Origin of the sequence: Tabrizicola sp., assembly GCF_022842145.1 — a bacterium.
Lineage (GTDB): Bacteria > Pseudomonadota > Alphaproteobacteria > Rhodobacterales > Rhodobacteraceae > Tabrizicola.
In genome coordinates this window covers 394,222-406,031 of sequence record NZ_JALHQD010000003.1, presented here as the reverse complement: position 1 = coordinate 406,031, position 11,810 = coordinate 394,222, and the positions used below count along the sequence as shown (strand labels likewise).

Here is an 11,810-nt window from a genome sequence, read left to right as displayed (position 1 = left end):
AAGGCCCCACCCTCCTCCCGGGGCCGACAGGATCAGCGACGGTGCCAACCCTCCTCCCTGGCATCGTCGCCCCCATTCCGGGCCGCAAAGGCCTGAACGACATCGGGCGCCCACCCTCCTCCCGGGTTGCCTGGTACTACGGCATTGCCAACCTCCTCCCTGGTGCTGCCGCACAGACCATCCAGAAGGCCCCACCCTCCTCCCGGGGCCGACAGGATCAGCGACGGTGCCAACCCTCCTCCCTGGCATCGTCGCCCCCATTCCGGGCCGCAAAGGCCTGAACGACATCGGGCGCCCACCCTCCTCCCGGGTTGCCTGGTACTGCGGCGGCGCCTCTCCTCCTCCCTGGCGTCGCCGCGCAAACCATTCGGGCGCAAAGCCCGACCGGCATCGGACGCCCCATCCTCCTCCCGGGGTGCGCCGATCTTCCGGCGGCCCTCTCTCCTCCTCCCTGAGGGTCGCCGGCTTTCCCCCTTGCAGCCAGACATCGCCCGCGAAATAGTCCCGCCATTCTCGGCGCTTGGAGACAGCATGCGGGCCTCTGTCCTATCTGCCGCGACGGTGGCCGCCCTGGTGGGCTATGCCGCCTCGGTCGCGATCCTGCTCACGGCGGCCACTGCGCTGGGGGCGACCGCTGAACAGACCGCAAGCTGGCTTCTGGCCATCAGTCTGGGCAAGGCGGTGGGCTCGGCGCTCCTGTCGAGGAATTCGAAAGTCCCCGTCGTCCTCGCCTGGTCCACCCCCGGCGCGGCTCTCATCGCCGCCACCCAGGGCATCAGCTTCGCCGAAGGCGTGGGGGCCTTCATCGTGACCGGCCTTCTCATCGCCGCCACCGGCCTGATCCGCCCGCTGGGCGCGCTCGTCGCCCGCATCCCCGACGGCATCGCCGCCGGGATGCTGGCTGGCGTCCTTTTGCCCTTCTGCCTGAAAGGTGCTGCCGCCGCGCAGGGCCTTCCCAGCCTGGTCCTGCCGATGGTCGGCGTCTTCCTGGTCATCCGCCTGTGGAACCCGGCGATGGCCACCCTCGCCGCCTTCGCCACCGGCATCCTGCTGGCACTCCTGACCGGAGCCGACCTGTCGACGCTCCGTCTTTCCGCCCCCATCCTGGAGCTGACCCTCCCCGAGTTCCGCCCCGGCGTGATCCTGGGCCTCGCCCTGCCGCTTTACCTCGTCACGATGGCCAGCCAGAACCTGCCCGGCTTCGCCACCCTGCGCGCCGCAGGGTATGAGCCGCCCGTCTCCGCCGCGCTGACGACCACGGGCCTGATTTCGACGGTGACGGCCTTTTTCGGCGCCCACACCGTCAGCATGGCTGCGATAACCGCCGCGATCTGCCTTGGCCCGGACGTCCATCCGGACAAGGACCGCCGCTGGATCGTCGGCATCGCCTACGCCGGGGTCTGGGTGCTTCTGGGTCTTCTCAGCCCCACCGTCCTGCAACTGATTGCCGCGCTCCCCGCCCCCGTGGTCGCGGCCCTGGTGGCCCTCGCCCTCCTCGGCCCGCTGATGGGGGCGCTGACCGCAGCCTTCGCCCAACCCGACCAGCGCCTCCCCGCCGCGCTGACCCTGGTCACGACAGCGTCGGGGATCGCCGCCTTCGGCATCGGCGGGGCCTTCTGGGGCCTGATGGTCGGGCTGCTTGCCTGGGGCCTTCAACTTTTGCGCCCGTCCCGGTAACGCTGCTTCGGCATTGCCGATTGCTTTGTGCCCGGGGGCCAGTGCAGTCTCACTGCATTACCCCGTCCGCAGCCCGATCCGGAGGCCGCAGTCTTGCCCGCACTGATTCATGCCGTCCTTGCCCAACAGGCGCCGATCGGCTGGGCCAACCTCGACGACTTCGAACTCGGCCCCGCCACCACCGCCCCGGCCCGCATCGTCCTCGATCAACCCGGCTGGACGCTCTACGGCCTTGACCACGCGCGCGACCTGGCGGTCTTCACCGACCTGCCCCCCGGCACCGATCTCGCCGACAGCCCCTTCGCCTATGCCACCCAGCACCGCCTCGCCCGCCGCGTTCTGACCATGCCCCTTGCCGAGCTGGAGGCCATAGCCGACCTTGCCCCACCGCTCCCCCGCGTGATCCTGATCTTTAGCATCGGCCGCTGTGGCTCGACGCTCCTCTCGCACGCCTTGAACACCATCCCCGGCGTCTGGTGCCTGTCCGAGCCTGACGCCTTTTCGACGCTGATCCTGCAGCACTACAATTCGCCCCAGCGGTCGGGCTTCCCCCGCGACCAGATCATCCGCCTGATCCGCGCCTGCACCCGGCTGCAGTTCCGGCCGCCAAAGGGCCAGCAAGCCACTGTCTTTGCGATGAAATTCCGCAGCCACGCGCTGTATCAGGCCGACCTCTACCACGAGGCCCTGCCCGATGCCTCCTGCCTCTTTCTCTACCGCGACGCGCTTGGCTGGGCGAATTCGGTCTACAGCATGTTGCGGCAGTTCGGGATGCCCGACAGCCTGACCGGCGAGGCCCGCGCCCTGCCCTGGAGCATCTTCACCGCCGCCGCCGACCCCGCCCCGCTGGCCAGGCCGATGGACCTCTCCGCCGCCGAGGTTCCAACGGAACTGCCCCTCGGCCCCGCCTGGTCGCACAACATGGCCGAGTATGCCCGCCACCTCGGCGCAGGTGTGCCGTTCCTGGCGCTGCGCTACAACGAATTCAACCGCGACCGCGAGGCCTCCATCGCCCATATGCTCCGCCATTGCGGCCTGCCGGAAGCCCATGCCGCAGCGGCCCTGCTGGCGTTTGAGCGGGACTCCCAATCCGGCTCCCACCTGTCGCGCGAGTTGACGACCGAACGCCTGTCCCCCGATCGACTGGACCGGCTGGCCCAGCTCATGTCCCGCCACCCCGATTGCGCCGCGCCCGACCTGATCCTGCCCGACATCTATTCACCCGGGCGGTGAAGCAGACCTTCCGCCCCTGCCCACCCACCGTTTGACCCGGAGGCCGCAAATCTTTTCGAAAAGATTTGCCAAAATCCTTCGAAGGATTTTGCCCGCACCCAAATCCTAACGTTTCCCTAACGCCCGCGGACAACCCCTTGAAATTCCTCGCCTCGATTCCCGCGCCACGCGTGGGCGCACCCCCTTCCCACGCTGGCCCCGCCCCGCTATCCTCCGCCCCGTCCAACCCCAGGGGAGCCCCCATGCAGACCATGCTCGGAGTGATCGGCGGATCCGGGGTCTACCAGATCGACGGTCTCGAAGGCGCCTCCTGGGTGAAGGTGAAGACCCCCTGGGGCAAGCCCTCGGACGAGGTCCTCGTGGGCCGCCTGAACGGCCTCCCCGCAGCCTTCCTCCCCCGCCACGGCCGCGGCCACGTCCACACCCCGACCTCCGTCCCCTACCACGCCAACATCGACGCCCTGAAGCGGCTGGGCTGCACCGACATCCTTGCCGTGTCGGCGGTCGGAAGCCTCCGCGAAGAGTTCGAACCCGGCCACTTCGTCCTCGTCGACCAGTACATCGACCGCACCACCCAGCGGCCCCCCAGCTTCTTCGGCCCCGGCTGCGTCGCCCATGTCAGCCTCGCCGACCCGACCTGCCCCCGCCTTGGGCAGGCTGCCGTCCAGGCCGCGCGGGATGAGGGCCTGACCGTCCACACCGGAGCCACCTACCTCTCGATGGAGGGCCCCCAGTTCTCCACCCGCGCCGAAAGCCGGATGTACCGCACCTGGGGCGCCGACGTGATCGGGATGACCGGCATGTCCGAAGCCCGCCTCGCCCGCGAGGCCGAGCTTTGCTACGCCTCCCTCGCCATGGTCACCGACTACGACTGCTGGCACGACAGCCACGGCGCGGTGGACGTCTCGCAGGTGATCGCCGTCGTCCACGCCAACGCCGCCGCCGCCCGTGGTCTGGTCGCCCGCCTGCCCGGCCTGATGGACCCGGACCGCCAGCCCTGCCCCCACGGCTGCGACCGCGCCCTGTCCCACGCCATCATGACCGCCCCCGACAAACGCGACCCCGAGCTTCTGGCCAAGCTAGACGCCGTCGCCGCCCGCGTCCTTTGAAGGAACCGAAGATGACCCCCCGCAAGACCGTGAAAGACTACATCCGCACCATCGTCGACTTCCCGCACGAGGGCATCCTCTTCCGCGACGTGACCACCCTCTTCGCCGATCCCCGGGGCTTCCGGATGTGCGTCGACCAGCTTCTGGCCCCCTACGCGGGGATGCGGATCGACAAGGTCGCGGGACTGGAAGCGCGCGGTTTCATCCTGGGCGGTGCCGTGGCACACCAGCTTTCCACCGGCTTCGTGCCGATCCGCAAGAAAGGGAAGTTGCCCGGTCAGACCATCTCCCAGGCCTACAAGCTGGAATACGGCGAGGCGGTGGTCGAGGTGCACGACGACGCGATGCAGCCCGGCGAGAAGATCCTTTTGGTGGACGACCTTCTGGCCACCGGCGGCACCGCCGAGGCCGGCATCCGCCTGATCGAGCGCCTTGGTGCCGAGGTTATCGGCTGCGCCTTCGTCGTCGACCTGCCCGATCTTGGCGGGCGAAAGAAGCTGGAAGCGATGGGGATGGATGTCCACGCCCTGTGCGCGTTCGAAGGTCTCTGACCCCGGCAAACTGGGCGCCACCGGAGTTTTCGAAAACTCCGGAACGATTTCTTCGAAGAAATCGGCGCGCCGCGCGGCCAAGGCTTCCGTTAACCGTCCTTAAATAGAATCACCCTACATCAGGACTTGTCAGGGCTACCCACCCTGATCGCGCTGCTACCCACAGCGTGACCCACACACCCCCAAAGCACCCCGTCGCAGGTTTCCTGCGGCGGGGATGTTGCTTTTCGGCCTACCCTTGCGCACGTCCCGCGCTTCACTTGGCGCCGCGTCTAAGAAGCACGGCGTCATCGACAAGCGTTACCCCGCCAGCACCGCACCCGGGTTCATGATTCCCGCCGGGTCCAGCGCCGCCTTGATCGCCCGCATCGCCAGAAGCTTCCCCGGATCGCCATAGCGCGCGAGGTCGGCCACCTTCAACCGCCCCACCCCATGCTCGGCCGCAACCGAGCCGCCCAAGCCATGCACCAGATCATGCACCACCCGCTTCACCTCGTCGCGCACACCGTCATGTTCCCCCTTCGCGTGGCCGCGCAGCGGGAAGACGTTCCAGTGCAGGTTGCCATCGCCGAGGTGGCCGAAACAGTTCACCCGGAACGCGCCCAGCCGGGCAATCTCCCGCGGTGCAGTGTCGATGAACCCCGGGATGGCCGACAGCGGCAACGAGATGTCATGGCTCGACACCGCACCGACCTTCCGGTTCGCCAGGGGGATCGTCTCGCGCAGGGCCCAGATCGCCGCGGCCTGAGCCTCCGAGGTCGCGATCACCCCATCCGTCACCAGCCCCGCCTCGGCTCCCGCTTCGTAAAGGCCAGCCATCACCACCTCCGGTTCCAGCCCCGAAGGCAGTTCCAGCTCCAGCAGGACAAGCCACTCGGGCACCGGGGAGAATGGCGCGCGCAGGTCGAACCCGGTTTCCTCCAGAAAGTCGAACCCCGCGCGGTGGATCAGCTCGAAGGCCGAGACCATACCGGCCGCCCGTTCGCCGCAGCGGGCCAGAAGCGCAAGCGCAGCGGCAGGCGACGGCACCGCCAGCAACCCCACCACCCGGGCGGCGGGCTGCGGGAACAGCTTCAGGCTGGCCGCCGTGATCACGCCCAGCGTGCCCTCGGAGCCGATCAGCAGGTGGCGCAGGTCATAGCCCGCATTGTCCTTCCGCAGCCGCGTCAGCCCGCCATAAACCGTCCCGTCCGGCAGCACCGCCTCCAGCCCCAGGCAGAGGTCGCGCGCATTGCCATAGCGCAGCACAGAAGTCCCCCCGGCATTCGCCGCCAGGTTCCCTCCGATGCGGCAGCTGCCTTCCGAGGCCAGCGACAGGGGAAACAGCCGCCCGACCTTCGCAGCCTCGGCCTGCACATCGGCCAGCACCATCCCGGCCTCGACCACCATCGTGTTTTCTTCCGGCCAGACCCCGCGCAGCGCAGCCATCCGCTCCAGCGACAACAGCAGCGGCGCGGGGCCGGTGACCATGATTTGTCCGCCGACCAACCCGGTTCCACCACTCACCGGCACGATCCCGACCCGCGCCGCGGCACAGGCCCGGACCACCGCCGCGACCTCTCCCGTCGTCCGGGGCCGCGCCAGCACTCCGGCGTGCCCGGTCCAGCGGCCCCGGGGTTCTTCCAGATGCCGCGGTTCCGGTGCAGACAGGGTGCCCTCGGGCAGCACTGCCGCCAGCGACGAGACAAAAGCGGGGTCGCAGGGGTTCAACATGGCTGATGCCTCCTTGCCGCCCTTGGTAGCGTGGCAGGCAGGCGGGGACCAGCGTCAGTCGATATAGGCCGGTTCCAGCACCATGACCGTGGGCGCGGACGGCAGGTCGTCCAGCGACAAGGCAATCTGCGCGCCGCCGGTCTCGACCACGGTGAACTCCGCCGCCATTTCCGCAAGGAACCCGTCCAGCGAGCCGCGGCTGAACCAGTGCATCGGGATCACGACGCTGGACCGCAGCCGCTTGACCACCCCCGCCATGTCCTGCAGCCGCATGGTATAGCCGCCATCCACCGGCACCATCACCACGTCCAGCCGCCCGATCGCCGCATATTGCTCGTCCGAGGGGATCTGGTGCAGGTGGCCCAGGTGGCCGATGCAAAGCCCGCCCGCCTCGAAGATGAAGATCGAGTTGCCATCCCGCCGCGCGCCCTCGCCAAAGGGCCCCCGCGTGTCGGTGGTGACGTTCCGCACCAGCATCGAGCCGAGGTCCAGCCGGTGGTCCGCCGCAGCCGTCCCCTCGCCCCAACCGGGCAGCACATGCGGGATGCGCGGATCGGGCGCGGCGGTCCAGTGCGTCGAATGCGCGTTGTTCATGGTGACCACGTCCGGCACCAGATCCGCCGTGCCGAGGTAGCCGGTGTAATCCGTCACCGCCACGGTCCCGTCGGGCGTCACGATGGCAAAGCTTGCATGGTCGATGTAGCGGATCAGCACGCTGTCCGGCTCCAGGCCTTCCTCCAGCGCCACCGGCACGACGGAAGGCTCGCCTGCGGCGACCGCGATGCAGTGCGACGGGATGCGGTCCTGTGCCAAGCCGGGCGAGGCGAACAGGAGCAGGGCGGCAAGCAGGCGCATGGCGATCCTCCGGGCTGCAGGGAGGGTAACCCGGATTGCCCCCGCGTCACGCGCCAAGCCGATCACGGATGCGCGATCAGCCCGCCATCGCGACAAGCGCGGCAATCGTGCGCAGATTTCGGGCGGTCATCGGGACCGGCAGGAGCTTCGGCAGCCGCTCCGCCAGCTTCGAGGTACCGTATCCCCCCGGCGTATGCAGCGTGAACCGGCCCGGCCCGATGTGCCAGCCGTCCCCCGGACGCACCAGTGCCTGCAGCGCCGCTTCGTCCGGAACCGGCGTCTCGCGCAGGAAGCAGACATGCACCAGCTTTGGGTCGGCCCCGGCGAAGGGATGATCGACCAGCGCCTCGGCCACTTCGTCATGGGACCGCACGAAGGTCTCCGGCGCAAAACCGAACCGCGCCGCGACCGCAGCGCGGATCATCTCCTCCAGCGCCTCGGCAGGCAGCGCGCTCTGGAAGACCGCATTCCCGGACTGGATGTAGGTTTGCACCGCGCCCAGGCCCAGGCCCGCCAACAGCGCCCGGAACTCCGCCATCGGCAGCTTCCCAGCGCCCGAGACGTTCACCCCGCGCAGAAGCGCGATCCAACCAGCCATCCCAGATGCCTTTCACATTTGCCCAAACATCCCCGCCGGAGGCGCACCGAGCGGTTTTGTGTCCTTCACACAAAACCACGAGACAAAAGGCTTGCGCCGCCAAGCGCTCAATCCGAAAGCCGCCCCGCCCGAAGTAGACCCTCAGCCGACGTCGGTCCGCCCGCGCCGGTCGCCGCGCAGGTTGGCGTAGAGCACGTGGTTGCGCCAGCGCCCGTTGATCTGCAGATAGCTCTGCGCCACTCCCTCGTACTTGAAGCCGCATGTCTCCAGCACCCCGCGTGAGGCGCTGTTTTCCGGCAGGCAGGCGGCTTCCAATCGGGAAAGGTCCATGCGGGTAAAGGCGTGATGGGTCAGCGCAAGGATCGCCTCGCGCATGTAACCCTGCCGCGCGAAGGGCTCGCCGATCCAGTAGCCGAAAGTCCCGGTCTGCGACGGCCCCCGGCGGATGTTGTCCAGCGCCAACGCGCCCAGAAGCTGCTGATCCTCGCGGCGGATCAAGAGCATTGGCAAGGCCTGGCCCTGTGATTCAGCGCGCTGCGCCCAGTAGACCCGGTTGGTGAAGGCGCGGCGTGTCAGGTGGTCGTTGGCCCAGACCGGCTCCCACTTGACCAGAAACTCGGCCGACGCTTCGCGCAGGTCCGACCATTGCCGCCAGTCGCCATGTTCCGGCAGCCGCAGCGTCATCCGCTCCGTCTCGACCCTCACACGGCGCTTCAGGCCCAGCATCAGGCGGAAAGTCCCTTGCGGACCTCGTCAATGCCCGGTGCGCGGGCAACCGGCCCGTAGATCGCCAGCGCTGCCTTGGCCGCAGTCAGCTCAGCCGCGTAGCCGCGAACGGCGGCGGTGTCGACGGCGTCGATCTTCGCCACCGCCTCGGCCACGTCCGGCACCCGGCCCCAGATCGACAGAAGCCGCGCATTGCGTTCGGCGCGGCTTGACGGGCTTTCGAGCCCCATCAGAAGCCCCGCCCGCAGCTGCGCCCGCGCCCGCGCCACCTCGGCCTCGGTCATGTCATCGGCGGCCCGCTTCAATTCGGCGATGGTCAGCTGCGTCAGCTCGCCGATTTCAGCCTCGGACGTGCCTGCATAGACCGTGATCTGCCCGGTATCCTCATAGGCCGAGGACTGGGCATAGATCGAATAGCACAGCCCCCGATCCTCGCGGATCTTCTGGAAAAGGCGGCTCGACATGCCGCCCCCCATCGCCGTCGAGTAGACCTGCGCGGTATAGACCTTGTCGTCGCGGTAGCCCGGGCCTTCGAACTGCAGCGCGAAATGCACCTGCTCCAGGTCCTTCACCTCGCGGCGCTCGCCGCCGACAAAGCGCGCCGCTTCAACCTTTGAGGCTCCGACCGGTTTCAGCTCGCCGAAGATGCGCTCTGCCGCGGTGACGATGGCGTCATGGTCCACCCCGCCTGCCGCCGACAGGATCATCTGGTCCGGCCCGTAATGCGCCCCGGTGAATCCCTCGAAATCCGCCTTCCTGAAAGCGGACACCCGTTCCTCGGGACCCAGGATCGTGCGCCCGAAGGGCTGGTCGGGGTAGCTCACCTCATGCAGCCAGTCGAAAATGATGTCGTCGGGCGTATCCAGAGCCTGCCCGATCTCTTGCAGGATCACGTGGCGCTCGGTCTCGATGTCGGCCTTGCGGAACACCGGATTCAGCACGATGTCCGAAATCACGTCCAGCGCCATCACGACGTCCTGGCTCAGGACGCGCGCGTAATAGGCCGTCATCTCGCGGCTGGTGTAGGCGTTGATGTAGCCGCCGACATCCTCGATCTCTTCGGCAATCCGCAGGGCCGACCGGCGCCGGGTCCCCTTGAAGGCCATGTGTTCCAGGAAATGCGCGATGCCGTTCTGGTCCGGCGTCTCGTGCCGACCCCCGGCCTCGACCCAAAGGCCAACTGAGGCCGACTGCAGCCCCGGCATCGCCTCGGTAACGATACGAAACCCGTTGGGCAGGGTGAGCAGCTTCTGCATCAGCGGGCAATCCTTTCGCGGACTATAGTCTGGAGGGCAGCCAGCTCGTTGGGTGCCCGGGTCACCCGCTCCGGCTTGTCGAAGAGGTCGGCCATATGCGGCGGCAGGTCGGGGCGGATGCCGGTGGCACGCTGTACCGCATCCGGGAACTTCGCCGGATGCGCGGTCGCGAGCGTGATCATCGGTGCTGCGCCGAGATGTTCTTCGGCCACCTTCACGCCCACGGCAGAATGTGGGCACAAAAGCTCGCCCGTCGTCTTCCAGTGCCGTGCGATAACCGCCAGCGTCTCGTCCTCGTCGCACCGGCCCGAGGCGAAGGTCGCGCGCAGGGACTCGATGGCCCCCTGGCTGATCTTGAAGCCGCCAGACTTCATCTCGCCCATCAGTTGCGCCACGGCAGAGCCATCGCGGCCGTAAGCGTCGAACAAGGCGCGCTCGAAGTTCGAGGACACCTGAATGTCCATCGACGGGCTGATCGTGGGTTTCACCCCGTTCGTCCGGTAATCCCCTGACCGTAACGCACGGTCGAGGATGTCATTCTGGTTGGTCGCGATCACCAGCTTGTCGATCGGCAGCCCCATCCGCTTGGCGATGTAGCCCGCGAAGACGTCTCCGAAGTTGCCGGTGGGCACGGTGAAGCTGACCTCGCGGTGCGGCGCACCAAGGGCCACGGCGGAATAGAAGTAGTAGACCACCTGCGCCAGAACCCGCGCCCAGTTGATGCTGTTCACCCCCGCCAGCCGCACCCCGTCGCGGAAGGCAAAGTCGTTGAACATGTCCTTCACGCGGGCCTGCGCCTCGTCGAAGTCACCGTCGATGGCCAGCGCATGGCAGTTCGCCTCGGACGGAGTCGTCATCTGCCGGCGCTGCACCTCGCTGACGCGGCCATGCGGAAACAGGATGAACACATCCACATTTTCCAGCCCGCGGAACGCCTCCATCGCCGCCGATCCGGTGTCGCCGCTAGTGGCCCCGACAATGGTGATCCGCTCGCCGGTCTTGGCCAGTGCGGCCTGCATCATCTGGCCGATCAGCTGCATGGCGAAGTCCTTGAAGGCCAGCGTCGGCCCGTGGAACAGCTCCAACAGGAAGTGGTTCGACCCAAGCTGCACCATCGGCGCGCGGGCGGCATGATGGAACCCCTGGTAGGCCTTGGCGATCAGGCCCTGGAATTCGTCGTCGGAAAAGAACCCGCCCAGATAGGGCCGCATCACCTTGAACGCGACCTCTTCGTAAGGTGCGCCTGCCAGTGCGGCAATTTCGGCTTTCGACATCACCGGCACGGTCTGAGGCACATAAAGCCCGCCGTCACGGGCAAGGCCCGTCATCATCGCCTCGCCGAAGCCAAGGACCGGGGCCGCGCCGCGGGTCGAGATGTATTGCATCGCCATCGCCTTCAAACCTTCCGCGTCCTGATACGCCAGAGCAGGAAGACTGTCATCCCCGCCCAGGTTGCCGCCAAGAGGAACCACTGGATCGCATAGCCCCAATGGTTGTTTGGTATACCCGAGCTATCCACCGGCATCGGCGCGATCCCGTCACCGGTTGGCGCGCTGGCGACAATAAGTGTCGGTTCCGTGCCCAGCTTCGCAGCCATCGCCGGAACATCGCGGGCGAACCACAATCCGGTCTTCTCATCCGGCGGCGGGGTGGAGCTGCCGGTATCATCCGGCCAGTGCAGATTGCCCGCGACCTTCGCCTCGTGGGGTGGACGCGGGGTTGCCCGGGCCTCCTCTTCGACAAAGCCGCGCTGCACCATGATCCGGCGGCCATCCGGCAGCGCGAAAGCCTCGATCACCATGACGCCGGGGGTGGCCCCCTTCTGCCCCGCCAGCACTTCCAGGTACTCCCCGGTGAACTGCCCCTCGGCCGTCACCGCCTGAAACTTGTGCGGCCCCTCTTCGGGCATTGCGGGCAGGGGGATCGGAGCATTGGCGATCCGCGTCTCGATCTCGGCAAGATAGACGCGCTTCTCCTCCATCCGGCCAAGCTGCCAGAAGCCGAGGCTCATCAGAATGGCGACCCCGGTAACGCCCAGGACCACGGGAAAAAGATAGCGGCGCATGGCTTACCCCGGAAATGAAAGCGCAGG

Annotated in this window: 11 protein-coding genes; 4 read left to right on the top strand and 7 right to left on the bottom strand. The window is 67.7% G+C overall.

The window, feature by feature from the left end:
- The first annotated feature begins 531 nt into the window (after window positions 1-531).
- The 4 genes from Q0C42_RS10130 (at window position 532) to Q0C42_RS10115 (ending at window position 4,570) form a co-directional block, all read left to right on the top strand.
- Complete coding sequence (locus tag Q0C42_RS10130) at window positions 532-1,677, top strand: benzoate/H(+) symporter BenE family transporter (protein ID WP_295074775.1); 1,146 nt, start codon at window positions 532-534, stop codon at window positions 1,675-1,677.
- Window positions 1,678-1,770: 93 nt separating this feature from the next.
- The gene (locus Q0C42_RS10125) at window positions 1,771-2,910 is read left to right on the top strand and encodes a hypothetical protein (protein WP_295074773.1); all 1,140 of its coding nucleotides are present in this window, start codon (window positions 1,771-1,773) and stop codon (window positions 2,908-2,910) included.
- A 242-nt stretch (window positions 2,911-3,152) separates the two neighbouring features.
- The gene (locus Q0C42_RS10120; RefSeq protein ID WP_295074771.1) at window positions 3,153-4,019 is read left to right on the top strand and encodes an S-methyl-5'-thioadenosine phosphorylase; all 867 of its coding nucleotides are present in this window, start codon (window positions 3,153-3,155) and stop codon (window positions 4,017-4,019) included.
- An 11-nt stretch (window positions 4,020-4,030) separates the two neighbouring features.
- Window positions 4,031-4,570, top strand: coding sequence for an adenine phosphoribosyltransferase (locus tag Q0C42_RS10115; RefSeq protein WP_295074769.1), 540 nt, complete (start codon window positions 4,031-4,033; stop codon window positions 4,568-4,570).
- 300 nt (window positions 4,571-4,870) lie between these two features.
- Here the strand turns inward: Q0C42_RS10115 and Q0C42_RS10110 are convergent, their stop codons facing one another.
- From Q0C42_RS10110 to Q0C42_RS10080, 7 genes are all read right to left on the bottom strand, one after another.
- Complete coding sequence (locus Q0C42_RS10110) at window positions 4,871-6,283, bottom strand: FAD-binding oxidoreductase (RefSeq protein ID WP_295074767.1); 1,413 nt, start codon at window positions 6,281-6,283, stop codon at window positions 4,871-4,873.
- A 54-nt stretch (window positions 6,284-6,337) separates the two neighbouring features.
- The gene (locus tag Q0C42_RS10105) at window positions 6,338-7,138 is read right to left on the bottom strand and encodes an MBL fold metallo-hydrolase (RefSeq protein ID WP_295074765.1); all 801 of its coding nucleotides are present in this window, start codon (window positions 7,136-7,138) and stop codon (window positions 6,338-6,340) included.
- Between the two features lie 76 nt (window positions 7,139-7,214).
- A complete protein-coding gene (locus tag Q0C42_RS10100) occupies window positions 7,215-7,736 on the bottom strand; it encodes a DUF1697 domain-containing protein (RefSeq protein ID WP_295074763.1) in 522 nt (173 codons plus the stop codon).
- Between the two features lie 141 nt (window positions 7,737-7,877).
- Window positions 7,878-8,462 (bottom strand): GNAT family protein, encoded by a 585-nt coding sequence (locus Q0C42_RS10095; RefSeq protein WP_295074761.1) that lies wholly within the window; start codon window positions 8,460-8,462, stop codon window positions 7,878-7,880.
- Entirely contained in the window at window positions 8,462-9,718 is a 1,257-nt protein-coding gene (locus Q0C42_RS10090) for a pitrilysin family protein (protein WP_295074759.1), read from the bottom strand. The genes Q0C42_RS10095 and Q0C42_RS10090 overlap by 1 nt, the downstream gene beginning before the upstream one ends.
- A complete protein-coding gene (thrC, locus tag Q0C42_RS10085) occupies window positions 9,718-11,103 on the bottom strand; it encodes a threonine synthase (protein WP_295074757.1) in 1,386 nt (461 codons plus the stop codon). Before thrC ends, Q0C42_RS10090 begins: the two co-directional genes overlap by 1 nt.
- A gap of 11 nt (window positions 11,104-11,114) precedes the next feature.
- A complete protein-coding gene (locus Q0C42_RS10080; RefSeq protein ID WP_295074755.1) occupies window positions 11,115-11,783 on the bottom strand; it encodes an SURF1 family protein in 669 nt (222 codons plus the stop codon).
- Window positions 11,784-11,810 lie beyond the last annotated feature (27 nt).